Raw genomic sequence first — 23,590 nt, 5'->3', positions numbered from 1 at the left:
ACAAAGTCACCTCATGGACCCCTCACCTCAAAAGCAACATCGAGGGGAGGGGCCCCGCCGGGGTTACGGCTACCAGTTGGAGGGTTCGTAGTCCTTGAGGAAGACGCCGAACAGGTCCTCTCCGGATTCGCCGCGCACGATCGGGTCGTACACCCGGGCCGCGCCGTCGACCAGATCGAGGGGGGCGTGGAAGCCTTCCTCGGCGAGTCGGATCTTGGTGTAGTGCGGGCGTTCGTCGGTGATCCAGCCGGTGTCGACGGCGGTCATGAGGATCTTGTCGGTCTCGTACATCTCGCGGGCGCTGGTGCGGGTGAGCATGTTCAGCGCGGCCTTGGCCATATTGGTGTGCGGGTGGCCGGGGCCCTTGTAGCCGCGCGCGAACACGCCTTCCATGGCGGAGACGTTCACGACGTACTTGCGCGGTGCCGCGGCGGCGGCCATGGCGGGGCGCAGGCGGGAGATGAGGATGAACGGGGCGACCGAGTTGCACAGCTGCACTTCGAGCAGTTCGGTGGCGTCGACCTCGCCGACGGCCTGCACCCAGCTGTTGGTGTGCGCAAGGTCCGGTACCAGGCCGCCGGCGTCGATGGCGACGCCCTGCGAAATGCGTTCGGGGGTGGCCGATCCCGCGACCAGGGCGAGGTCGGTGATGTCCGCGCCGGACAGGCTGGGGGTCAGGGAGGCGGTGAGTGAGGCGGGATGTGCCTGCATGGTTTTGCCGAAGCTGATCATCTCGGGCAGCTGCCCGGCGGGCAGTGGGCCGTTCTCGGCTTCGACGAGGGCGCTGTAGGCGCCGGTGGTGCGGCGCACGGTTTGTGCGGCGTTGTTGATGAGGATGTCGAGGGGGCCTTGTGCGGCAACGTCATCGGCGAGGGCGACGACCTGGGCCGGGTCGCGCAGGTCGATGCCGATGATGCGCAGGCGGTGGATCCAGTCGGCGCTGTCGGGTTGGGCGGTGAAGCGGCGGATGGCGTCGTTGGGGAAGCGGGTGGTGATGGTGGTGTGGGCGCCGTCGCGCAGCAGGCGCAGCGCGATGTACATGCCGATCTTGGCGCGGCCGCCGGTGAGTAGGGCGCGGCGGCCGGTGAGGTCGGTGCCGGAATCGCGTTTGGCGTGGCTCTTGGCGGCGCAGTCGGGGCAGAGCTGGTGGTAGAAGGCGTCCACTCGGGTATAGCGCTGTTTGCATATGTAGCAGGGGCGCGGTCGCAGCAGGGTGCCGGCGCTGCCGCCATTGGTGGTGGAGCTGATCGGTATTCCGGCGGTTTCGTCGTCGATGCGGTTGGGTGAGCCGGTAGCGGTGGCGGCGACGACTTGCTTGTCGGCCGCGGCGATGGCGTCGCGGGCGGCGATGCGTTTGGTCTGCTTGAACTTCTTGAACATGTGCCCGACGGCGCGCTGGACGGCGATGGAGTCGGGGTGCTGCTTGTCGAGTTGTCCCGCTTGTTCGAGGACGCGCAGGCAGATGGCCAGCTCGTCGGGGTCGATGGCCGGTGCGTCGGTGGGTGTTGCCGTGGTGGTCTGCTCGGCCATCGGTGCGGGGTTCGGTCCTTCGTGCGGGGGTGTTTGACCGACCTATTCTTCCATTGCGCCGCTCGCAGGGGTTTCAGGGGTGAATCCGCTGCGGGCGGCGGTGTGGGTGCGCGGGCTAGTGCGCGATGGCGGCGACGGGTTCGAGCTCGCCCGCGTCGTTGTCGCGGCCGAGTTCGCGGGCACGTTCGGCGAGCAGGCGGGCGGGGATTTTCGCGCGGACCTGAATGAGGGCTTGCCACACCACATCCGGGGTGTCGGGGGTGAGGACGAGGTCGATCAGTGGCAGGACTTGTGACCAGAGGTCGTGGTCGGCGGTGGCGGTGATGATCGCGGTGAGGACGTCGGGTTCGGTCATGACGGGTAGTGCGGCCATGCGGCGGCGGTGCTCGTCGGTGAGGGCGAGGGCGATGGGGATCATGGCGGCCCAGAGTCCGGCGGTGTGGGCGTCGCGGAGGAGGTCGCCGAGGCGGTCGTCGTCTTGGTCGCCGACGCGGGCGGCGATGAAGGTGAGTTGTTCGGCGGGGAGATGGGAGGCCAAGGGCAGCAGGTTGACCCATTGGCCGCCGTCGAGGGCGGCGTCCATGATGGCGGCGAGGACGGTTTCGTCGTGGACGGTGGGGCGTTCGGCGAACAGGCGCAGGCTGTGTTCGCTCATGGCGCTGGTGATGGGTAGCAGGGTGGCCCAGGCGTCGAGTTCGGCGACGGCGGTGATGAGGGCGTCGAGGACGTCGCCGCCGAGGCCTGCGGTGATGTCGCCGATCCAGGCGCGGTTGTGGGGTGCGATGGAGTCGAGCAGGTCGATGCCCTCGGCCCACATGGTTTGTTCGTGGGCGGCGCGGATGATGCCGGCGACGCGGTCGGCGACGATGTGCAGGACGCGGTCGATGGCGGTCTTGTCTTCGAGTAGGAAGCCGATGCGCAGCAGGTCCGGATCGCTCATGACGGGTGCGGCGGCGCGCAGGGCGGGTTCGGGGACGACGTGGACGAAGCGGCCCATGGTGATGTGGTCGCCGCGGGAAAGTAGTTCGCGTGCAACGTCGGTGACCATTGTGGGTGGGACGGCGGCGATGATGTCGGCGGTGCGGCGGGGGTCGAGTTGGACGGCGCATTCGGCGAGGAACTTCGGGGTGAGGTTCTTGGCGATGTCGACGGCGCGGTGGGGGTCGACGGCGCTGGCGACGGCGGCGCACAGGACGGGTCCGAAGGCGCGTTCGGCCATTGTGGAGCTGAGGGCGACGGGCACGATCTTGCTGGCGGCGGCGATGCGCTCGAGGCGTTTGGTGTCGCGGTCGAAGAGCCGGTCGGTGACGCGTTCGCGGTATTCGCGGAGGGCGGCGGGTGGCAGGTCGACGAGGAAGTCGAGTTCGGTGGGGTCGGAGATGCCCAGGACGCGTGCGAGTTTGGTGGTTTCGGCGACGGCGGCGAGGTGCTCGCTCATAAGCCAAGTGCTTTCTTGATAGCCGGGCGCATGAGGCGCGCGACGATGTCGAGGGAGTCGCGGATGGCGGCGTCGAGGTTTTCGCCGCGGCGGGTGAGGGCCTGGGTGAGGAGGCGGTCGAGTTCGGCCAGGTCGGGGTCGGTGAGCTGGTCGAAGGCGGCGGGCAGGGGTGCTCGCAGGGTGTCGCTGAGTTGGCGTGCTGACATCGGCGTCTTTCCGGTTGTGCTGCGTACTGCCGGTACGGGAATCGATACTGGCAGTACGGCGGGTGCGAAATCAAGTGGGATTACGGTCACGAGCTGGCGTACCGGCGGTACGTGTATGCTGTCGCGGTGGCTCGTAGCAATGCCGGAACGGCGCGAATGGGCAGTGCCGGAAAAGCGCGCACGGTGACCCGTGAGGACATTGTGGATGCCGCGATCCGGGTGATCGATCGGGCGGGACCGCGCCCGAGCATGGACGACATCGCGCGCGAGGCGCAGATCACCAAGCCTCGGCTGTACCGGCAGTTCGCCGACAAGGGGGATCTGTTCACCGAGATCGCGGCGCGCATGTCACGGCAGGCGTTCGCGGCGGCGGGGGCGGATATGACGCTGATGCTGCAGCCGCCGCGGCAGGCGCTGCGCCGCGTGTTCACCGAGTATTCGCAGGGAATCCTGGAGCACCCCAACGTTTTCCGCTATCTGGGTCAGGCGCCGGTGTTGCAGCAGTCCGGAGCCGGTGTGCTGCAACTGGATCTGGGCCGCGATGCGGCGCGGCGGCTCGAGAAGCTGGCGCGTTCGGTGGCCGAGGCGGTGCCGCTGGACACGACGGGATTGGACTATCTCTCGCGCGCGTTGATCGGGGCGGTCGTCTCGATCACCGATCTGTGGCTGACCGATTCGGATACGCCGTCGCCGGAGCAGACTTCGGAGTTCGTGGATCAGGCCACCGAGCTGGTGTGGGGTCTGATCGACGGGTTCCTGCGCCGTCAGGGCATCGAGGCGGACGCGGATACTCCGATCTTCACCACGTTCGCCGAGGTGCAGCGCTCAGCGGGTGGCGAGGACGGACAGGGAGTGCAGTAGGCCCGCCCAGCTCTGGCGGTCGTTGGCGGTGTCGGCGTGGGGTTCGCGGAATCGGTGTGTGTAGAGGGCGACTTCGGTGAGATCCCAGCGCAGGCGGTAGAGCTCGAGCATGTCCGCGCGCACCGGGGTTCCGGTCCGGTCGGTGTAGGCGGCCAGGACCGCGGGTTCGCCGGGAGCCAGATCCCACAGGTCGCGTTCGGGCGGGGCCAGTTGGGTTGATTCCCAATCGATGAGGACATATCCGGTAGCGGTGCGCATCGTGTTGGCGGGATGCGGTTCGCATGGGTGAGTACGGCACGGTCCGAGTGCGCGCGGGCGAGGGCCGCGAGAGAGTCGTAGTGCGCGAGCGCGTCTCGGATCTGCACGCGATGCACCGAGATCGCCTCGGCCGCCCGGCGCGCATAGGGGCCCGTGTTCACGATCTCGTGCGCGGCGAGGGCGGCATCGAGTGCGTCGCGGCAGTCGATGCCGAAATCGTCGACCGGCGCCCCGGCCCAGAGCGCTCGGGGTGAACCATGCAGCGCCATCAGCATTCCCAAGACCGCGTCGCGATGCTCGGGGTCGTCGTACTCGCCGAAGTCGAAGCTCTCACCCTCGAGATACGGGTACAGCGAGACCGCGAAGCGCGATCCCAGCGCGGCGACGACGGAATCGTCGTGTCCGCGAACCGGTGCCGCGACGAAGTCGTAGCCGTGCTCGCACAGCCGGCGGGCGATGCTCAGGGCCGCGGGCAGGGTGGTGAAGCGTGGCGAACTGGATTCGTCCACGTTGACGAACCAGCGGTGGCCGTCGCTGTCGGTCGTGTCCCAGTGATGGGTGCCGAACCCCACCGCCCGGTAGGCCAGCTCGGCGGGCGTGATGCCCCAGTGTCGTTTCAGGGCGGTGGCCAGGTCGGTGTCGGTCAGTCCGGTCGGCGGTTCCAGCACGCTCCCGAGCCTAACCACCGACATTGTTGACACTACGCCAATAGCCGTGCACGCTGAGGGCGAGGCGCTGCGGCGCACCCGCACGGACGCGAAGGAAGCACACGATGGCACGCCCCGCATGGAGCGACGACGAGGTCGAGGCGGTACGAGGACTGGCGAGCACCTTCTTCGAGAAGGAGGTGATCCCGCACACCGAAAGGTTCATCGAGCAGGGCCATCCCGACCGCCGGCTCTACAACCGGGCCGGGGAGCTGGGTCTGCTGTGCGCGGCGATTCCGGCCGAATACGGCGGTGGCGGCGGCACTTTCGCGCACGAGGCGGCCATCATCGAGGCCCAGACCCATGCCGGGGACGGGTCGATGGGGATGTCGGTGCACTCCTCGATCATCGCGCCCTACATTCACGAGTTCGGGTCCGAGGAGCTCAAGCGCCGGGTGCTGCCCAAGGCGGCCAGCGGTGAGATGGTGCTCTCGATCGGCATGACAGAGCCGGGCACCGGCTCGGATCTGCAGAACATCAAGACCCGCGCGGTGCGCGAGGGCGACGAATACGTCATCACCGGCTCGAAGATCTTCATCTCCAACGGCTGGCTGTGCGACGGCATCATCCTGGCCTGTAAGACCGACCCCACCCAGGGGGCCGCAGGCGTGTCGCTGATCTTCGCCGAGGTCTCCGCGGACACACCCGGATTCACCCGCGGGCGCATCCTGTCCAAGATCGGCGGCAAGGCCCAGGACACCGCGGAGCTGTTCTTCGACGGGTTGCGGGTGCCGGCGTCGAATCTGCTGGGGCAGGCCGAAGGTCAGGGCTTCTATCAGATGATGCAGATGCTCGCGCAGGAGCGGCTGGTCACCGCGATTCTGGCGGTCGCCATGACCGAGAAGGCCGTGGAGCTGACCATCGACTACACCAAGGGCCGCGAAGCGTTCGGCAAGCCGTTGTTCGCGATGCAGAACACGCGCTTCGAGCTCGCCGAGTGCGCGACCATCGCCAAGGTGGCGCGGGTGTTCCTCGACGACTGCATCGCCAAACACCTGCGAGGTGAGCTCGATATTCCGACCGCGGCCATGTCGAAATACTGGTTGACCGATCAACTCGGTAATGTGGTGGATCGCTGCCTGCAGTTCTTCGGCGGCTACGGATACATGACCGAATACCCGATTTCCCAGCTGTACACCGGCGCTCGGGTCCTGCGAATCCTCGCGGGAGCCAACGAGGTGATGAAGGATCTCATTGCCCGCTCACTCTGATACCACCGCCACCACCCCCGCCGCCGTGTCCGAGGACACCGCGGACGCTCCGTCGCGTCGGCGGCGGCTCGAACCCGACGAACGCCGCGCGCAGATCCTGTCGTGTGCGATCGACATGTTCGGCGAACGCCCGTACGCGGCGGTGTCGACCGCGGAACTGGCTCAGCGCGCCGGGGTGGCGCGCGGACTGATCAACCACTACTTCGGCAACAAGCGCGATCTGTATCTGGCGGTGGTGCGGCGCATGGTGACGCTGCCGCGGCCGGAGAAGATGCAGGTGCCCGCCGGCAGCACTCGCGAGCGCGTCGACGCGTCGGTGGCGTGGCTGCTCGACACCATCGGCGAGCACGGCAGCACCTGGGTCAAGGTCACCGGGCACGAGGGCGTGGGCGACGACCCGGAAGTGCAGCGCATCCTCGACGAAGCCGATTACGCCGCGGCCGACCGCATGGTCCAGATGATGGGGCTGTCGGATTCGCTGCATTCGGGCGAATTGCGGGCGCTGGTGCGCTGTTACGGCGGACTGGTCAAGGCCGCCGGGCGCGAATGGATCGTGCGCGGCAGCCTCACCCGCGACCAGGTGCACCATCTACTGGCCGACGCCTTGCTGACCCTGGTCACCCAGACCTTCCCCAAGGTCGACGACACCCGCTGAACCCGGCGCGCGCGGATGGGTTGCGGCGCTGCGGGATCCGGCAGGGCATGCGGGCGTGCAGGCGATGCATGCCGCCGGACCGTGGACGGTGCGGCCACTGGCCGCCGGCCTCGGCGCCCTGCACCTGCTGCCCTTGGCCTCCCACCTGGCCGCCGAGCGGCTCACCTTCATCGCCGCCCGCGTCGGCGACCAGGATGGCGTCGGGTTGCGGGTGCCGGCGTCGAATCTGCTGGGGCAGGCCGAAGGTCAGGGCTTCTATCAGATGATGGTCGAAGCACAGCTCGGGGTGTCCTGGGCATTGCCGCCGATCTTGGACAGGATGCCTGGCCGGGGTACCCGGACCTCGACGGCTGCCTGGGGTGGGGCAGGTGGATGGACGATGCCGCCGCTCGGCCTTGGCCCCGCGGGCATCCGGGTCGACTGGATGTGATCTTGTGGCGTGTCGCCGGGAATGCTGGCCGGGGTTGTGTGGTTGCTGGGCGGTATGGGATTCGACCACTTGGGAAAATTCGGTGTCTGGCAGCACTATTCGCAGGCCGGCGCGAGCTCGGCGCGGGAGCTCGAAGAGCTCGGGTACGGGACGGTGTGGCTGGGCGGGTCGCCGCCGGCGGACTGGGAGGGCTACGAGCAACTGCTGGCCGCCACCGAATCCCTGGTGGTGGCGCCGAGCATCGTGAACGTGTGGGCCAGCGCGCCCGAGACGGCCGCCGAGAGCTTCCTGCGGCTCGAGGAGAAGTTCCCGGGCCGGTTCCTGCTGGGTATCGGGGCCGGCCATCGCGAGCACACCGACGCCTACACCAAACCCTATGACGCGCTGACCCATTACCTGGATGTCCTCGATGCGCGCGGCGTCCCCCAGCACGGGCGCGCCCTGGCCGCGCTGGGTCCGCGGGTGGCGCGGCTGGCCCGCGATCGCAGCGCCGGTGCGCTGCCGTATCTGACCGTGCCCGAACACACCGCCGAACTGCGTGGCATCCTCGGGCCCGAGGCGCTGCTGGCGGTCGAACACAAGGTCGTGCTCGACACCGATGCGGTGCGCGCGCGCGGCGTCGGCCGTGAGCGCGCCGGGTTCTATCTGGGCCTGACCAACTACGTGAACAACCTGCGCCGCTTCGATTTCGACGACGCCGACCTCACCGAACCCGGCAGCGACCGCTTCGTCGACGCCGTCGTCGCCCACGGCAGCGCCACCCAGATCGCCGAACGGCTGGCCGAGCATGCGCGCGCCGGCGCCGACCATGTGGCGGTGCAGGTCCTCGGCGACGACCCGCAGGCAGCGCTGCGCACCCTCGCACCGATCCTGGCGCAGCACCTGGGCTGAACAAGACCTACGCCGGACAGCTGCCCCGCCGGTGCTCACCCCACCAGACCGAGATCCGGCGGGGTGAGCACCGGCGGATCTCGGTCTGGCGGGGGTGGGTACCGCGGTCCCACTCCGACCACTATCTCGGCGATGCGGCGGGTGGCGGCCCGGCAGCGGCCTCGATACCTGCGAGCCGGCGACCGAATATGGCTGATTTCAGGAGGATTCGAGTGCCGCCAGGATCTTGACGTTGTCGCTACAGATGGATGAGCACACAGCTCTGTCCGGTGCCACCACCCACGTCGTTGACGGTGAATTCGGCGTAAGCGTTGTCAGGGCCAGGTGCGAGGCGCGCGTGGTAGGGGTTCTCACGCGCAGGACCGGTCCGCTGATGGCGTGGGCGACCACCCGCCACTGCCGGTCGCGACCGAACTCGGCCGGTGTCAAGAGGATTCGAGTGCGGCGAGGGCTTTGGCCAGGCGTGCGGCCCGTGTGGTCGGGGTTCGGGCGCGATACAGCTCGAGCACGATCGCGTACTGGTGGGTGCGGTCGAGGGCGTGGTAGGCGGCGCGGGCGTGCGGGTGGGCTGCCAGCGCCGCCACCAGGTCCGCGGGGGCGGTGAAATCCGATTGTGGGGGATAGGCGGCTGCCCATCGGCCGTCGGCGCGGGCGGCGTCGACTTCGGCTTGTCCGGGCGGGCGCATGCGCCCGGCGGCGGTGAGCCGGGCGACCTTGTCGACATTGACCTGCGACCAGTGGCTGCGGGGGCGGCGCGGCACATATTTCTGCAGATAGTGCTGGGCGTCGAAACCCTTGCGCTGCCCGGAGATCCACCCCCAGCACAACCCCACGTCGACCGCCTCGTCCTCGCTGAGCGACGCGATCCCCGACCCTTTTTTCGCCATCAGGATCCACACGCCGTGCTCGCGCGCGTGATTGGCTGCCAGCCAGGCGTCGAAAGCGGCCGCGTCCGCGAATGCCACAGGGTCCATGTCCCCACTGTTACAGAGGGCACCGACATGCGGGCGGCCCTGCGCGCAGCGGTCCGTTCGCGCAGTCCCAGTCCCTCGAACCGATCCCGAAAATTGTCCCAGACACGTATTGTCGGGGGTGGTGCCGCCCGGTTACCGTGAATCGATGACGACCATCAGCTCCGCCGCCGCAGCCGGACTGCCCGCCGGGGTGAGCGGCACCGCCGACCCCCGATTCGCGTCCGCCGTACGAACTTTCGCCCGCCTGTTCGCCGGCCGCCGCGGGATCGGCGGCGCGCTGTCGGTCTACCAGCACGGCGAGCCGGTCGTCGACGTGTGGGCCGGCGCCTCCGATACCGCCGATACCCCGTGGAGCGCCGACACCGGCGCGATGATCTACTCCGCGTCCAAAGGTGTCTCGGCCACCGTGCTGCACCGGCTGGCCGACCGCGGCCTGCTCGACTACGCCGCACCCGTGGCCGAGTACTGGCCGGAATTCGCCGCCAACGGCAAGGCCCGCATCACCGTCGCGCAGCTGCTCAGCCACCGTGCGGGCCTGTCGGCGCTGCCGGCCACCACCGCCGCCGAGGTGCTCGATCACGAACTCATGCAACAGCGCCTGGCCGCCGCCGCACCCGATCATCTGCTGGGCGTGCCGATCTATCACGCGCTGACCATCGGCTGGCTGATGAGCGGGCTGGCGCACGCGATCACCGGCCGCGACATGGCCGCGCTGTATCGCAGCGAGATCGCCGAACCCCTCGGCGTCGACGGCATCCACCTGGGCCGCCCGCCGCTGGGCTCCCGCACCGTCGGCGCGGAGCTGGTCGGCTCGGTCAAAGACCTTGCCGAACGCAGCATTCCGGCGCCGGTGGCCGCGCTGGTGCCGCGGCTGCCGCGCCTGGTGCGCGACCCGCTGTCGGCGCTGTACGTCCCCGGCCTGGAATCGATCTTCCGCGGTCCGCAGCCCGCCATCCTGGCCACCGCCCTGCCCGCGGGCAACGCCGTGTGCACCGCGAGCGCGCTTGCCAGAATGTACAGCGCCCTGGCCTGCGACGGCCGCGTCGACGGGCGGGCGTTCCTGTCGCCTGTGACCGTGCGCGAACTCGAACGGGTGCGCACCTACCGCCTCGATCACAGCCTGCTGGTTCCCCTGTGGCACTTGGGATATCACAGCCTGCCCGCCGCGCGCGCTCCCCGCGGCTACGGCCACATGGGCGCCTTCGGCTCCACCGGGTGGGCCGACCCGCGCTCGGGCATCGCCGTCGGCTTCGTCCACAACCGGATGTCACTGGCCTGGAGCGCCCTGGACCAAACCTTCGCTGTTCCGTTGCTGCACTTGATCCTGCGGGCTGCCCGCCGCCCTGCCCGGCCCGCGGCCACCCCCCTCGACACCGCCGCCTGACCACGCGCGCCCCGTCCCACGTGCAGTCGGGGCCGGGGAATCTAGGTGAGGTTCGCCGCGATCAGCAGCGCCCAGATCTCGGACTGATCCACCACTTCGACACCGAGTTTTTCGGCCTTGGCCAGTTTGGCCTCGCCCACGCCCGCCCCGGTGATGAGCAGGTCGGTGGTGCCCGACACCGAGGAAGCCGTGGTGGCACCGGCCTTTTCGCACAGCCGCTGAAAGGTCGGGCGCGCCACCTTCTCACCCGAGCGGGGGTCGGCCAGGGCGCCGGTGATCACGACGGTCTTGCCCTCGAGCGGCGCGCCGGCCGCCACCTGAGGGGGCAGATCCTCCTCGCGCACATCCAAATTCACCCCCGCCGCGCGCAGCCGCTCGAGCTCCGGGCGCAACCGCGCCAGATGCGCCGACAGCGACGCCGCGACCTTCGGGCCGATGTCCTCCACCGCCACCAGGCGCTCCTCGCCGGCGCCGGCGACCTCCTCCAAACTGGTGAAACCCGCGCGCGCCAGCCGGGCCGCGGTCCCGTCGGAGGCCATCGGAATGGCCAGCCCGATCAATGCCCGCCGCAAGCCGACCTCGCGGCTGGCGTCGATCGAATCGATCATCCGCTGCGCGGACACCTCACCGATGCGGTCGAATTCCAGCAGCCGCTGCTTGGTCAGACCATAGAAGTCCGACGGGTTCTCCAGCATCCCCGCCTCGGCCAGCCGCTCGATCCACACCCCGCCGATCGCGTCGATATCCGCCGCGGCGCGCGAGGCCCAGTGAATCAGCCGCCGCACCGTCTGCGCGGGACAGGACACGTTGGTGCAGAACAACTCCCGGCTGTTGCCCTGTTCGGTGACCGGCTGCCCGCACGAGGGGCACGCGCTCGGCGCCACGATCTCCCGCTCGGCGCCGGTGCGGGCGGCGGCATCGAGCACCCCGGCCACGAACGGGATCACATCCCCGGCGCGGCGCACCAGCACCGTGTCACCGATCTTGATGTCGCGGGCGCGGATGACCTCCTGATTGGCCAGTGTCGCCTTGGTGACGGTGGTGCCGCCGACGAACACCGGCTCGAGCCAGGCCACCGGCACGATCTTGCCGGTCTTGCCGACATCCCAGACGACCTCCCGCAACAGGGTGGTCTTCTCCTCGGCGGCGAACTTGAACGCCAGCGCGCCGCGCGGGGAATTCGAGCGAGTTCCCGCCGCCGCGTACGCGTCTCGATCCGCCAGCCGCAACACCGCACCGTCCAGGTCATAATCGAGCTCGTTGCGCCCGGCCTCGATCGCGGCGATCGCGGCCTGCGCCTGCGCGGCGTCGGCGCAGTGACGCATCGCCGCACCCGCGATCCCCAACGCCGCCAACCCCTCCTCGAGGTCGACGGCCGCCGAATCGGGATCGGAGTCCAGATCGAAACCGAAGAATCGCAACCGCCGTTCGGCCACCGTCGCGGGATCCTTGGCCCGCAGAGTGCCCGCCGCGGCGTTGCGCGGGTTGATCAACGGCTTGTCCGGATGCGCGAGGTTGTAGGCGGCGAAGGTCGAACGCAACATCACCGCCTCCCCGCGCACCTCCACCCGCCCGGGCGCGGGAATGCGTTCGGGCACGCCGTCGACCAGGGCGCGCACCAGCATCGTCACATCGTCACCGGTGGTGCCGTCGCCGCGAGTGATCGCCCGCGCCAGGCGGCCGTCTTCGAACACCAGCGCCAGCGACAACCCGTCGAGCTTGGGCATCACCACCACCGGCTGGCCGGGAAAGCGGGCGAAGAACGCCGCGACCTGCTCGGGCGTGGTGGCCTTCTCGAGTGACAGCATCGGGCGCGAATGCCGGATGGGTGCGTGCAGCACTCCCGGCGCACCCACCTGCTCGAGCGGATTGGGCTGCGGCGCCAGCGCGGGATGCGCGGCGATCAGCGCCCGCAGCTCGTCTTCGACCGCGTCGTAGTCGGCGTCGGCGACCAGCGGCACGCCCTGATAGTAGGCCGCCCGCAACGCCACGATGCGGTCGGCGAGCTGTTGGATGCGTTCCCCAGTGTCCACACCCCCAGACGCTACCGACCCGCACCGACATCGCCCGCGCACCGGGGGTTTCAGTCGCCGGAGTCCTTGCGCGCCTTGGACGGCTGCACCCGCGGCGGCTCGTTGGGCATCTTCGGGTACACCGGCGGCCAGGGCGCGTCCATCAGCCCCGCCGCCATGTCCTTGTCCGACATCTCGAGCAACACCGCGATCGATTGCGGCGCCCGATCCGCCCACGGATCACCGAGTTCGGCGACCCGCGCCGGCACGGTGGCGATCGTCAGCTCGTCGGGCACGATCGCCTCGAGCGCCTCCCACGACACCGGCGTCGAAACCTGCGCGCCGACCTTCGGGCGCACACACCACGCGCCGAAAACCGTTTTGTGCGGCGCATTCTGGTTGAAATCGACGAACACCCGCGACCCGCGTTCTTCCTTCCACCACGCCGCGGTGATCTGCTCGGGATGGCGGCGTTCGAGCTCGCGCGCCAACGCCACCGCCGCCGCGCGCACCTGATAGCCGTCCCATTCCGGCCGCAACAGCGCATACAGGTGCAGCCCGCGCGACCCCGATGTCTTGACCCGCACGTCGATGCCCAGTTCCTCGCACAGCGCGCGCACCGCGAACGCCGCCGCGCGCAGCTGCTCGAACCCGATGCCGGGGGAGGGATCCAGATCGATGCGCAGCTCGTCGGTGACACCGGTGGGCGGCAGCACCGTGCCCGCGGCGTCGTGCACCGGCGGGAACGTCGAGGCCGCCTCCGCGCCGGCGTGGGTGGGCCAGACGTGAAAACCCAAGCAGCCCAGGTTGACCGCCCACAGGATGTGCGCCATGTCCACGGCCACCAGCGCGTCGCTGGTGGTGCCGTTGGGGGTGGACACGACCGTGGTCTGCAACCAGTCCGGCACCGATTTGGGGACCCGTTTTTGAAACCACGACTTGCCCGACGCGCCGTCGGGATAGCGTTCCAGCAGCACCGGGCGCCCGCCGATGGTGCGCATGATCGGCTCGGCCACCGCCAGGTAGTAGTCGACCAGATCTCGTTTGGTCTCACCACGTTTGGTGAAATACACCTTGTCCGGGTTGGTGATGGTGACGGTGTGCCCGTCGACCTCGAGGTCCAGCGACTCGCTCACCGGCTGCTCTCCTTGGCTGCGCGCGCCTCGGCGAAAATATCGGCCAGCTCCGCGGGGGCGACCTCGTCGAGCTGGGCGTAGGTACACGATTCGGGGGTCCGGTCGGTGCGGAAACGCACCAGCCGCCCGCCGTGGCGCAACCGCCCGGCCATCACATGCTCGTAGCGCACCTCGGCCACCAGCTCCGGGCGCAACGCCTCCCACGACAGATCCTTGCCGCCGGTCCAGCGGCTCACCCCGCCGGGCATCTTGCCCTCGGCCTTGGCCTGCGCCGCCGCGTCCGCCCACGAACGCCACGGATGATGCTCCAAAGCGTTGTGGCGCAACGGTTCCAGCTCGCTCACCAATTCCTTGCGCCGGGCCGCGGTGAAGGAGCTGGCCACCCCGACATGATGCAGATGGCCCTCGTCGTCGAACAACCCCAGCAGCAGCGACCCCACGCCCTGCCCGTCCTTGTGCCAGCGGAACCCGGCGACCACGCAGTCGGCGGTGCGCTCGTGCTTGATCTTGAGCATCACCCGTTTGTCCTGCAGATACGGCAGATCCGCGGCCTTGGCCATCACCCCGTCGAACCCGGCGCCCTCGAAGCGGGTGAACCAGTCCGCGGCGGTGTCGGGCTCGGCGGTGATCGGGGTCAGATGCGTGCGCGAGAACCGGCCGTCGAGCACCGTTTCCAGCAGCCGCCGCCGCTCGGCGAAGGGCCGCTCGGTCAAATCGTCGTCGCCGAGCGCCAGCAGATCGAAGCCGACGAAACTCGCCGGCGTCTCCACCGCCAGTTTCGCCACCCGCGACGCGGCCGGATGCAGCCGGTTTTGCAACGTGTCGAAATCCAGGCCGGCCTCGGTGACCACCACGATCTCGCCGTCGACCACGCAGCGCGGAGGCAGCGCCTGACCCAGCAGTTGCACCAGTTCGGGGAAATACCGGGTCAGGGGCCGGTCGTTGCGGGAGCCCAGCTCGATCTCGTCGCCGTCGCGAAACACGATGCAGCGAAACCCATCCCACTTCGGCTCATACAGCAGCCCGGCCTCGCGCGGCAGCTCGGAAACGGATTTGGCCAGCATCGGTTTGACCGGCGGCATGACGGGCAGTTGCACACGACCTCCTCGGTTCGCGGTGGACCCGCACCCGATCGTAATGCGAACCGGTCAGTTTTCCAGCCACCCGTGCTGATCGGCGAACGCGGTGAGCCGATCGCGGATGGTGATGATCTCCGCGGCCGTCAACTGCGGCGACGCGTCCAACAGCAACTCCGTGATCAGCCGCCGATGCTCGGCCGCGCTCAGCGACCCGGCCCCGCGATGCTCCTTGTTCTTGTGCCGCGGCGGCGCGGCGTTCTGCCCGGCCACCAACGCCAGGTTGATCGCCTTGGGGCCGCGATCGCCCTCGGTCACGTCGAATTCGAACACCCGCCCCTGGCGCAGCTCGTCCTCGTCCAGCCCGATGTCGTTGACGTGCACGAACACATCCGGCCCGCCATCCTCCGGACGAATGAACCCGAAACCCCGAGAGCTGTCGAACGACACCAATTTCCCGATGGACACCTAAACACCCGCTCCTCGTCGCCGCGTCCCTCTCGCGGTCACTCTAGTCCGCGGGTTGATCATTGTTGGAAGAAAGTGCCTTTTGCAACGAATTGAACACCGTCAAGCCCTGGCCGACCATCCCGTTGACGATCTCGCTGACCCCGTCGGGGCCGTTGAGCACGGTCAGGTTCGCGTTCGACAGCCCGATCGAGGACTGCTTGACGATCTCGGGCAACTGCTCGATCAGCAGCTGATCCAACGCGATCCGGTTGTTCGAGGCCGCCGCCTCGGCCTGGATACGCGTGCGATCGGCCTCGGCCTCGGCCAGGATGCGTACCCGTTCCGCCTCTGCCAGAGCGGGTTTGACGACTTCGGCTTGGAGCTGCTGCTCACGCAGCTCGGCCTGCTTGCGCGCCTGCTCGGCCTGGGCGGTGAGCACCTCCTGCAGCGCGTTGGCTTGCGCGAGCGGACCCGCCTGTGCCGCTTCGGCATTGGCCTTGTCGATATCGCGCTGGTACTGCGCCTTGAGGATCGCGGTCTCGCGCTGGTATTCGGCCTGCTTGCGCTGGGACTCCTGCTCGGCCTGCGCCGCGAGCTGTGCGGCGGCGGCCTGGGCGATCGAGGCGTCACGCTGCACGGCGGCATTGTGCGGGGCGGCCAGGGCCGCGATGTAGCCGAGGTTGCCGTCGTCGATGTGCTGGATCTGGAACGAGTCCACCCACAGCCCGATATTGCTCATCTCCACCTTCGAGGCCACCAGCACCTCGTCGGCGAGCTTCTGCCGTTCGCGGATGATCTCCTCCACCGTCATCGACCCCACGATCGAGCGCAGATGCCCGGAGAAGATGCGCCCGGTCAGCACGCTCATCTCGCGCTCCTGCTCGGACAGGAACCGTTGCGCCGCATTGACGATCGACTGGGTGTCGTTGGCGACCTTGAACGCGATGACCGCCCGCACATCCAGCTGGATGGCCTGCTTGGTGACACACCGCTCGCCGATCTCGGCCTCGAACATGGCCAGCGACAGATACCGCACCTTGCGAAACAGCGGCAGCACGAACGCGCCATGGCCGATGATCACCCGAAACGGGGCGTTGTCCTTGCCGCCGCGGCCGCCGGAGACCAGCATGGCCTGGTCGGGGGCCGGAACGTGATATCCGAGCATCGATGTCTGCCTCTCCTGATGGGAACGCTCGAGTGCGCTACACGATCTATCGATCGCCCGGAAGCGGTATCCACGCAACAACATCGACCACGCGACCGGGATACGCGGCCACGACGAGCACGGTGGTGCCGATCGCGAGGGGCTCCTCGGCGCGGGCGATGTAGAGCTCGGTTCCCCCTCGAATGGCGACCAGCACCTCCCCGAGGGTTCCCGCGCCCCGGATCGGCGAGGTCAGCGTACCGGTCAAGCCCACCACGGGGTCGGTCATCGCGCGTGAACTCCTCGCCGGCAGCACTGATCGGACCAGTGCCGAGACGCCCCAGCCTACGCGCGGGCGCGATCGGGTTGGGACGCCGACACATTGCCCAACAATTGCTACCGCTCGGTATGATCGGTGGCGGCTCGAAGGCGACACTCCGTATCCCCCGAGAGGATTCCCCGTGAGCAGTGCGCGCAGCCCTCGTCCGATCGCCGATTCCGGCACCAGATCCACTGTGCACCACAAGGATTCACGCGCCCTGCGGGTGGCCGCCCGTGCGAGCGGCACGCCGGCCGCCGCGAGCGCGGTGGCCGGGGCGGCAACCCCGGCGCGCACCGCGCGGAGCGGGCCCGGGTGGCTGCGGCGATGCCGTCGCGCGCCTTTATCAATATGTGCTGGATTCGTCACCGACCGGCTGGCAGGCTGAAGCGGTGACCACCCCTCCGGATACTGCGGCGGCCGATTCCGCCGGCGACAAACTGGACATCGGCGTACTGAAAATCGCGGGTGTCGTGGTGCTCGGCGCCATCATGTCGATCCTGGACGTGACGGTCGTGACCGTCGCGATCCCCACCTTCCAGCACGACTTCGACACCACCTACGCCATCGCCGCCTGGTCGATGACCGGCTACACCCTCGCCCTGGCCACCGTCATCCCGCTGACCGGCTGGGCCGCCGACCGCTTCGGCACCAAACGCCTCTACATGATGGCGCTGGTGTTCTTCGTGCTCGGCTCGGTGCTGTGCTCCACGGCCTGGAACATCGAGTCGCTCATCGCCTTCCGCGTCGTGCAGGGCCTCGGCGGCGGCATGCTCATGCCGCTGGGCATGACGATCATGACCCACGCCGCCGGCCCGCAACGCATCGGCCGCGTCATGGCCGTGCTGGGCGTGCCGATGCTGCTGGGCCCCATCATGGGACCCATCCTCGGCGGCTGGCTCATCGACTCGTTCTCCTGGCACTGGATCTTCCTGATCAACCTGCCCATCGGCATCATCGCCCTCGCGCTGGCGTTCATCGTGTTCCCGCGCGACAACCCCGAACCCTCGCAGACCTTCGACTTCGTGGGCATGCTGCTGGCCTCACCCGGCCTGGCGGCATTCCTCTACGGCGTGTCCTCCATCCCCGGGGAAGGCACCGTGAAATCGGCCAAGGTGCTCGTGCCCGCCCTCATCGGCGCGGGCCTGCTGATCGGGTTCGTCTACCACGCGCTGCGCACCGAACACCCGCTCATCGAACTGCGACTGTTCAAGAACAAATCGCTGCGCTTCGCGGTGCTGACCATGACCCTGTTCGCGATGGCGTTCTTCGGCTCCGGGCTGCTGCTGCCGTCGTATCTGCAACAGGTGCGCGGGGAATCCACGCTCATGGCCGGACTGCTCATCGCCCCGCAGGGCTTGGGCGCGATGCTGACCATGCCGATCGCCGGACGCCTGGTCGACAAGATCGGGCCCGGCAAGATCGTGCTCACCGGCATCACCGTCATGGCGGTGTCGATGGCGTTTTTGACCCAGGTCAAAGCCCACACCCCCTACGCGCTGCTGTGCGGGGTGCTGTTCGTGATGGGCTTGGGCATGGGCTGCACCATGATGCCGACCATGACCGCCGCCATCCAGACCCTCACCCACGCCGAGGTCGCGCGCGGCTCCACGCTGATGAACATCGTCAACCAGACCTCCGGATCCATCGGCACCGCCACCATTTCGGTGGTGCTGACCAGCCTGCTCAACCGCGGCGACACCCTGTCGAGCAAGGGCGTCACCCTGCCGCCGGGCGCCCCGGATCCCACCCTGGCCAACGCCGCCATCGGCTCGCGCTACAGCGACCAGCTCGCGCACCTGCCCGCCGGGCTGCTGCAGGAGGGCTTCGACCTGGCCGCGCGCGCGTTCGCTCACACCTTCGTGGTGGCGCTGTGCCTGCTGGCGGCCAGTATGATTCCGGCGTTCTTCCTGCCGCGCAGCAAACCCGCTGTGCCGCAAGGCGCCGGCGACGCACCCGTCGTCGTGCACTGACCGCCCACGAAAACCCCGGTGGCCCTCGCGAAGTCCGGCTTCGCGAGGGCCACACCGGTTTCTCAGGGCAGTTGCGCACCCGTGGTCGAGAGATGCTCGCCGTAGAAGGCGATCAGTCCCGTCGCCGACGCGATCGCCGCCAGCAGCCAGAACCGGATGGTCACCGTCGTCTCCGCCCACCCGGTCAACTCGAAATGGTGATGAAACGGCGCCATCTTGAACAAGCGGGTGCGCGTGGTGCGAAACATGACGATCTGCAACAACACCGACAAGATCTCGGCCACGAACAACGCACCCACCGCCACCATCAGCAACTCGGTGCGGCTGGTGATCGACAACCCCGCCAAAAGCCCACCCAGCGCCAGCGCCCCCGTATCACCCATGATGATCTTGGCCGGGGCCGCGTTCCACCACAGAAACCCCACACACGCCGTCGCCGCCGCCGCGCACACGATCGACAGATCCAGCGGATCACGCACCGTGTAACAGCCCGGCACCGCCTTGGCCGCGCACGAATGGCTGTACTGCCAGAACGTGATCAGCACATACGCCCCCAGCGTCAACCCCATCGAGCCCGCCGCCAGCCCGTCGAGACCGTCGGTGATGTTGACCGCGTTCGACCACGCCACCACCAGCAGCCCCGCGGCCACCAGAAAACCCACCACACCCAGCGACACCGTCGACACATCACGCACGATCGAGATCTGCCGGCTGCCCGGGGTCAACCCGCCGCCCCCGCGAAACCGCAACGCCAGCACCCCGAAAATCAGTGCCGCAGAAAGCTGTCCGACGTACTTGCCCGACGCGCTCAACCCCAGGCTGCGCTGGGTGGACAGTTTGATGTAGTCGTCGACGAACCCGACGCCGCCCAGCGCGGTGGCCAACCCCAGCACCAGCAGCCCCGAGGCACTCGGCCCGGTCTCCCCGTCGTGGCCGTTCACCAGATGCGCCGCCGCGTAACCGGCCCACATGCCGATCAGGATCGCGATGCCGCCCATGGTGGGGGTGCCGCGCTTGGCCAGGTGCGCGCGCGGGCCGTCGGCGCGGATGGGCTGTCCCCACCGGCGGCGGGAAAACAACCGAATCAGCAACGGCGTCACCGCGATCGACACCGCCAACGCCACCATCGCCGCCACCAGAATCTGCCGCATCCGACCCCCTCCACACCGATTCGGACACATGCTAACCGGCGCCTGGACGATTCGGGCGGTCGTGAGTGTTGGCCTGAGACATGGACACCGGCCGCACGCGACGTGAGATGTTGCGAGAATTCCTGCGCGACAGACGCGCTCGCCTGACCCCGCAACAAGCCGGACTGCCCGCCGCCGGGCGCCGGCGCACCCCCGGGCTGCGGCGCGAAGAACTCGCCCTGCTCGCCGGCGTCGGGGTCAGCTGGTACACCTGGCTCGAACAAGGCCGCGACATCACCGTCTCGAGCGACGTCCTCGACGCCCTCGCCACCGCGCTGCGCCTGGACGCCGTCGAACGCGCCCACCTCTACACCCTCGCCGGACTCAACCCGCCCCGCCGCGCCACCGACTCCGGCCCCACGCTGAGCCCGCAGCTGCGCAACCTGCTCGACGCCTGGTCCCCGCGCCCCGCGGTGCTGCGCGACCGCTACTGGAACATCCTGGCCGCCAACGACATCGCCACCGCCGTGTTCGGTGCCACCGGCCCCGGCCACAACTGCCTGACCACCTTCTTCACCAACCCCCGCTACCTGGCGCTGCGCGAGAGCTGGTCGGCCGCCGCCCCCGCCGTCGTGGCCGCCTACCGCGCCGACTACGCCACCCGCCCCGACGATCCGGGCTTCACCACCGTCGTGGCCGAACTCACCACCCGCAGCCCCGAATTCGCCGCCCTGTGGTCGCGCCACGACGTCGGCGCCCCCACCCACGCCGTCAACTCACTGCAGCACCCCCACGCCGGACCCCTGCACTTCGACACCACCACCCTCGCCGTCGCCGACCACCCCGACCGCCACCTGGTCCTCTACAACCCCCACCCCGACACCGCCACCCGCCTCACCGAACTCACCCCCCTGCGCCTGGCCGCACCCGCCTGAACGCGCACAACGAGATTCACCCGCACAGCGCGTGCTCGACCAGAGCCGAAGCCGCCGCTTCCTGGACGCGCACATGCTCGGGAGTGTCGGCGAGCGCTTCGGACATCGACACGACCACGCTGCGGCTGCCGTCGGCGCTGACCCCGTTGAGGGTGATGTAGCCGCCGTCCCCGCCCTCGTGCCCGAAATAGCTTCCGCCGCAACCCAAGGGCCGCTCGGCCAGTCCCAGCCCGTAGCGGCCGTCAGGCCACAGCTGTTGCATCTCGGCGCTCACCGCCACGGTGGCCGTCATGTCCGCCAGCTGCCGTGGTGGCAGCAGCTGCCCGCCCAGCAGCGCGCGCAGCAGCGTGTTCTCGTCGCGGGTGGTGGTGACCCACGACAGGGTTTCGGCATCCACCGCCACCTGGTCGGTGACATCGACTTCGGTGCCGGGCCCGAAGAACTGGTAGGCGGTGGCGTGCGGATCGGGCAGTGTGGGCGCCGCGCCCAGCCAACGAGTCTCGGCCAATCCCAACGGCCCCAGGATGCGGTCTTGGATCTCCTCGTGGCAGGCGCGCCCGGTGCGCTGCTCGATGATCATCGCCAACAGCAGATACCCGGTATTGGAATACGCCCAGCCCGCACCCGGCGCGAAATCCGGGGCATGTGCCAGGGTGCGGGCGATCAACTCCCGCCGGAGTGCAGCTCGTGGCGTTGGGCGAGGTATTCCTCGGCGGTGGTGTAGCCGGGCAGGTCGTCGTGAATTCCGCTGGTGTGCTGCAGAAGCTGACGCACCGTGATGTGCTCGGCATCGATGGGGCTGCCCGCCACCACCGCGGGCAGCGCACCGGCGAGGGTGTCGTCGAGGCTCAGGCGTCCCTCGGCCGCCAACTGCAGCACGACGATGGCGATCAGCGTCTTGGCGGTGCTGGCCATGCGGAAATAGCCCTGCGCCGACACCGCCGCACCGCTGCGCCGATCGGCGCTGCCGGCGACAGCGAGGACCTGGCGGCCCTCACCGGTCACCACCCGCGCCTGCACCCCACTGACACCCAGGGCGTGAATCGCCTCGCTGTCGCGGCGCAACTGCTGCGACACCGAGTCCCGCGCCGGCGCGGCGACACCGCAGGCCGGCATCGACACCGCCAACGCCACCACACCCGCGAGCACGACCAGACGATGCGGCACAAGCGGTTTCAGGACTTCACGACCTGGGTGCCGCCGGCGAAGACATCGTGCCAACCCTGTTTGGTGGAGCTGGCCGAGACCGTGAGCGCGATGGCCAGCGCCGCGCAGAACCACAGCAGCCCACCGATCCACGGGATCAGGTTCAACAGCATGTAGGCGTTGCGTTTCGCGGATTCGGCGATCGAGGGTTTGGCGCCGCCGCCAGCAGCGATGACCCGCAAGCCCAGCAGGCGTTTGCCCGGGGTCGCGCCGGTGAGCACCTCGAAGCCCACGAAATACAGGAACCCGAAGCCCGCACCGGGCAGCACATCGACCCAGCCCGGCAAGTCGGCGCCGATGTTCAACAGCCAGAACACGATCGCGCCCACGAGACCGGCGATGATCCAGTCGATGAAGCGCGCCACCGCGCGCGGGCCGATACCCGCCGCCCGCACCCCGGTCACCGATCCAGAACATCCCCAAGGTCACGAACCCCAGCAGACAGATCAGCAACTGCGGCCCGAGATGAACGAGCGCATGCCACACCGGCTGCTCGCTCGACACCGCCCCCGGCGACCACACCGCCCGCTCGTGCCACGCCTGAGCGGCCGGCACATGCAACTCCAGCACCAGCAACGTCATCGCCACCGCGAAGATGCCATCGCTCAGGCACCCAGCCGGCCCAGATCCTGCCCGGCGATGCGGTGATAACGCGTCATGCGCGGCGCGCTATCGCGTGCGTGAAAAACCGTGCGCGCCGGGGCAATCCGCGCACCCGCCGCGCGGGCGAGGGTGGTGGCACACCCACGATCGCTGCGCACTGGTTGCGGCGGCGCGGCGGCGGCAGGCTCGAGCCATGACAGTCAACGCTTTCCGCTTCCAGGACAAGATCGCGCTCATCACCGGCGGCAGCTCCGGTATCGGGCTGGCCACCGCGCAGCGGCTGCTCGACGAAGGCGCGCATGTCGTCATCACCGGCCGCGACAAGACTCGCCTCGACGCCGCCGCGGCCGCGCTCGGGTCTCGCGCGCTGGCTGTGGCCGCCGACGTCACCGATCCCGCCGACCTCGATGCTCTCACCCGCGTCGTGCGCGAGCGCCACGGACGCCTGGATGTGGTGTTCGTCAACGCCGGAATCGGTGCCTTCCAACCGATTTCGACGGTCGCCGGTGACGAGTTCGACCGGGTGGTGGACATCAATTTCAAAGCCGCGTTCTTCACCGTGCAGCACACCGTGCCGCTGCTGGCCGGCGGGGGCGCGATCGTGCTCAACGCCTCCTTCGTCGTGCATCGTGGCGCGCCCGCCACCGCTTTGTATTCGGCCACCAAGGCCGCCGTGCACAATCTGACCCGCACTCTCGCCGTCGAATTGGCGCCCAAGGCAATTCGCGTCAACTCCGTCAGTCCCGGCTTCATCGACACCCCCGCCTTCCGCGCCGAGGTCGCCCCCGACGCGCAAACCGCCGCCGCCGAACTCGTCGCGGCCGGGCGGCTGGGCCGCGGCGAGGACGTCGCGGCCGCGGTCGCCTTCCTCGCCTCCGCCGACGCCGCCTACCTCACCGGGCAGGATCTGCGCGTCGACGGCGGCCTGACCACGATCGCCGCCACCGCCATGGTGTGACGCGTCACGCCGTCGGCGTCGTTTGAGCGCCGATCGCTCGGGTAGCCGGACAGTAGCGAGTTGATCTTCAGCCATCCCTGATCGGCGGCGAACGGCGGTGATG

At 69.0% G+C, this 23,590-nt stretch carries 24 protein-coding genes and 1 pseudogene; 9 read left to right on the top strand and 16 right to left on the bottom strand.

Annotated features, from left to right (window positions below):
- Positions 1-69: 69 nt before the first annotated feature.
- From D7D52_RS17605 to D7D52_RS17595, 3 genes are all read right to left on the bottom strand, one after another.
- Positions 70-1,530, bottom strand: a complete 1,461-nt coding sequence (locus tag D7D52_RS17605; protein ID WP_120737829.1) for an SDR family NAD(P)-dependent oxidoreductase — start codon at positions 1,528-1,530, stop codon at positions 70-72.
- Between the two features lie 115 nt (positions 1,531-1,645).
- Positions 1,646-2,968 carry a hypothetical protein gene (locus D7D52_RS17600; RefSeq protein ID WP_120737827.1) on the bottom strand — a complete coding sequence of 441 codons (1,323 nt, stop codon included), beginning with the start codon at positions 2,966-2,968 and terminating at the stop codon, positions 1,646-1,648.
- Entirely contained in the window at positions 2,965-3,174 is a 210-nt protein-coding gene (locus D7D52_RS17595) for a hypothetical protein (protein WP_120737825.1), read from the bottom strand. The genes D7D52_RS17600 and D7D52_RS17595 overlap by 4 nt, the downstream gene beginning before the upstream one ends.
- 126 nt (positions 3,175-3,300) lie before the next feature.
- Between D7D52_RS17595 and D7D52_RS17590 the strand changes: the two genes are divergently transcribed.
- Positions 3,301-4,035 carry a TetR/AcrR family transcriptional regulator gene (locus D7D52_RS17590; protein ID WP_246023915.1) on the top strand — a complete coding sequence of 245 codons (735 nt, stop codon included), beginning with the start codon at positions 3,301-3,303 and terminating at the stop codon, positions 4,033-4,035.
- Here D7D52_RS17590 and D7D52_RS17585 read toward each other — a convergent pair.
- Positions 4,000-4,533 carry a phosphotransferase family protein gene (locus D7D52_RS17585; RefSeq protein WP_120737821.1) on the bottom strand — a complete coding sequence of 178 codons (534 nt, stop codon included), beginning with the start codon at positions 4,531-4,533 and terminating at the stop codon, positions 4,000-4,002. The genes D7D52_RS17590 and D7D52_RS17585 overlap by 36 nt on opposite strands.
- Before the next feature lie 532 nt (positions 4,534-5,065).
- Here D7D52_RS17585 and D7D52_RS17580 point away from each other — a divergent pair.
- From D7D52_RS17580 to D7D52_RS17565, 4 genes are read left to right on the top strand one after another with little or no spacing between them, the layout of a single operon-like run.
- Entirely contained in the window at positions 5,066-6,211 is a 1,146-nt protein-coding gene (locus D7D52_RS17580; protein WP_120737819.1) for an acyl-CoA dehydrogenase family protein, read from the top strand.
- Positions 6,195-6,866 carry a TetR/AcrR family transcriptional regulator gene (locus tag D7D52_RS17575; RefSeq protein WP_425464638.1) on the top strand — a complete coding sequence of 224 codons (672 nt, stop codon included), beginning with the start codon at positions 6,195-6,197 and terminating at the stop codon, positions 6,864-6,866. The genes D7D52_RS17580 and D7D52_RS17575 overlap by 17 nt, the downstream gene beginning before the upstream one ends.
- Positions 6,867-6,921: 55 nt before the next feature.
- Positions 6,922-7,296 carry a hypothetical protein gene (locus D7D52_RS17570; RefSeq protein WP_120737815.1) on the top strand — a complete coding sequence of 125 codons (375 nt, stop codon included), beginning with the start codon at positions 6,922-6,924 and terminating at the stop codon, positions 7,294-7,296.
- Between the two features lie 21 nt (positions 7,297-7,317).
- On the top strand, positions 7,318-8,187 hold the full coding sequence (locus tag D7D52_RS17565) for an LLM class F420-dependent oxidoreductase (RefSeq protein ID WP_246024011.1): 870 nt from the start codon (positions 7,318-7,320) through the stop codon (positions 8,185-8,187).
- A 425-nt stretch (positions 8,188-8,612) separates the two neighbouring features.
- Here D7D52_RS17565 and D7D52_RS17560 read toward each other — a convergent pair whose 3' ends face one another.
- Positions 8,613-9,161, bottom strand: a complete 549-nt coding sequence (locus D7D52_RS17560; RefSeq protein ID WP_120737813.1) for a YdeI/OmpD-associated family protein — start codon at positions 9,159-9,161, stop codon at positions 8,613-8,615.
- Positions 9,162-9,306: 145 nt separating this feature from the next.
- Here D7D52_RS17560 and D7D52_RS17555 point away from each other — a divergent pair, with 145 nt between their 5' ends.
- The gene (locus D7D52_RS17555) at positions 9,307-10,545 is read left to right on the top strand and encodes a serine hydrolase domain-containing protein (RefSeq protein WP_120744195.1); all 1,239 of its coding nucleotides are present in this window, start codon (positions 9,307-9,309) and stop codon (positions 10,543-10,545) included.
- A 41-nt stretch (positions 10,546-10,586) separates the two neighbouring features.
- On the opposite strand, the gene ligA is transcribed toward D7D52_RS17555, so the two are convergent.
- Genes ligA through D7D52_RS17525 form a run of 6 tightly spaced genes read right to left on the bottom strand, consistent with a single transcriptional unit; the run spans position 10,587 to position 16,652 of the window.
- Positions 10,587-12,578 (bottom strand): NAD-dependent DNA ligase LigA, encoded by a 1,992-nt coding sequence (gene ligA, locus D7D52_RS17550; protein WP_120737811.1) that lies wholly within the window; start codon positions 12,576-12,578, stop codon positions 10,587-10,589.
- A gap of 50 nt (positions 12,579-12,628) precedes the next feature.
- Positions 12,629-13,693: a DNA polymerase domain-containing protein gene (locus D7D52_RS17545; protein ID WP_120737809.1), complete on the bottom strand. Its 1,065-nt coding sequence runs from the start codon at positions 13,691-13,693 to the stop codon at positions 12,629-12,631.
- The gene (locus D7D52_RS17540; protein WP_187703169.1) at positions 13,690-14,790 is read right to left on the bottom strand and encodes an ATP-dependent DNA ligase; all 1,101 of its coding nucleotides are present in this window, start codon (positions 14,788-14,790) and stop codon (positions 13,690-13,692) included. The genes D7D52_RS17545 and D7D52_RS17540 overlap by 4 nt, the downstream gene beginning before the upstream one ends.
- 51 nt (positions 14,791-14,841) lie before the next feature.
- Positions 14,842-15,237 carry a cold-shock protein gene (locus tag D7D52_RS17535; RefSeq protein ID WP_120737807.1) on the bottom strand — a complete coding sequence of 132 codons (396 nt, stop codon included), beginning with the start codon at positions 15,235-15,237 and terminating at the stop codon, positions 14,842-14,844.
- Between the two features lie 43 nt (positions 15,238-15,280).
- Positions 15,281-16,384 carry an SPFH domain-containing protein gene (locus tag D7D52_RS17530; RefSeq protein ID WP_120737805.1) on the bottom strand — a complete coding sequence of 368 codons (1,104 nt, stop codon included), beginning with the start codon at positions 16,382-16,384 and terminating at the stop codon, positions 15,281-15,283.
- A 46-nt stretch (positions 16,385-16,430) separates the two neighbouring features.
- Positions 16,431-16,652: a hypothetical protein gene (locus D7D52_RS17525; RefSeq protein WP_120737803.1), complete on the bottom strand. Its 222-nt coding sequence runs from the start codon at positions 16,650-16,652 to the stop codon at positions 16,431-16,433.
- A gap of 422 nt (positions 16,653-17,074) precedes the next feature.
- Between D7D52_RS17525 and D7D52_RS17520 the strand changes: the two genes are divergently transcribed.
- Complete coding sequence (locus D7D52_RS17520; protein WP_120744193.1) at positions 17,075-18,655, top strand: DHA2 family efflux MFS transporter permease subunit; 1,581 nt, start codon at positions 17,075-17,077, stop codon at positions 18,653-18,655.
- A 62-nt stretch (positions 18,656-18,717) separates the two neighbouring features.
- On the opposite strand, the gene mraY is transcribed toward D7D52_RS17520, so the two are convergent.
- Positions 18,718-19,806, bottom strand: a complete 1,089-nt coding sequence (mraY, locus tag D7D52_RS17515; RefSeq protein ID WP_120737801.1) for a phospho-N-acetylmuramoyl-pentapeptide-transferase — start codon at positions 19,804-19,806, stop codon at positions 18,718-18,720.
- Between the two features lie 107 nt (positions 19,807-19,913).
- Between mraY and D7D52_RS17510 the strand changes: the two genes are divergently transcribed.
- Entirely contained in the window at positions 19,914-20,720 is an 807-nt protein-coding gene (locus D7D52_RS17510; RefSeq protein ID WP_246023914.1) for a helix-turn-helix transcriptional regulator, read from the top strand.
- Positions 20,721-20,736: 16 nt separating this feature from the next.
- Here D7D52_RS17510 and D7D52_RS39890 read toward each other — a convergent pair whose 3' ends face one another.
- The 4 genes and pseudogenes from D7D52_RS39890 to D7D52_RS40340 form a co-directional block, all read right to left on the bottom strand.
- Positions 20,737-21,387, bottom strand: a complete 651-nt coding sequence (locus D7D52_RS39890) for a serine hydrolase domain-containing protein (RefSeq protein WP_281279204.1) — start codon at positions 21,385-21,387, stop codon at positions 20,737-20,739.
- Positions 21,384-21,869 (bottom strand): serine hydrolase domain-containing protein, encoded by a 486-nt coding sequence (locus tag D7D52_RS39885; RefSeq protein ID WP_281279203.1) that lies wholly within the window; start codon positions 21,867-21,869, stop codon positions 21,384-21,386. The genes D7D52_RS39890 and D7D52_RS39885 overlap by 4 nt, the downstream gene beginning before the upstream one ends.
- A gap of 26 nt (positions 21,870-21,895) precedes the next feature.
- On the bottom strand, positions 21,896-22,330 hold the full coding sequence (locus D7D52_RS17500; protein ID WP_120744192.1) for an RDD family protein: 435 nt from the start codon (positions 22,328-22,330) through the stop codon (positions 21,896-21,898).
- A 58-nt stretch (positions 22,331-22,388) separates the two neighbouring features.
- Positions 22,389-22,508: pseudogene (locus tag D7D52_RS40340) on the bottom strand (hypothetical protein); the annotation flags it as partial.
- Positions 22,509-22,722: 214 nt separating this feature from the next.
- Between D7D52_RS40340 and D7D52_RS17490 the strand changes: the two are divergent.
- Complete coding sequence (locus D7D52_RS17490; RefSeq protein WP_120737797.1) at positions 22,723-23,487, top strand: SDR family NAD(P)-dependent oxidoreductase; 765 nt, start codon at positions 22,723-22,725, stop codon at positions 23,485-23,487.
- Positions 23,488-23,590 lie beyond the last annotated feature (103 nt).

Source organism: Nocardia yunnanensis, from assembly GCF_003626895.1.
GTDB lineage: Bacteria > Actinomycetota > Actinomycetes > Mycobacteriales > Mycobacteriaceae > Nocardia > Nocardia yunnanensis.
This window is presented reverse-complemented; position numbering and strand designations above follow the sequence as displayed.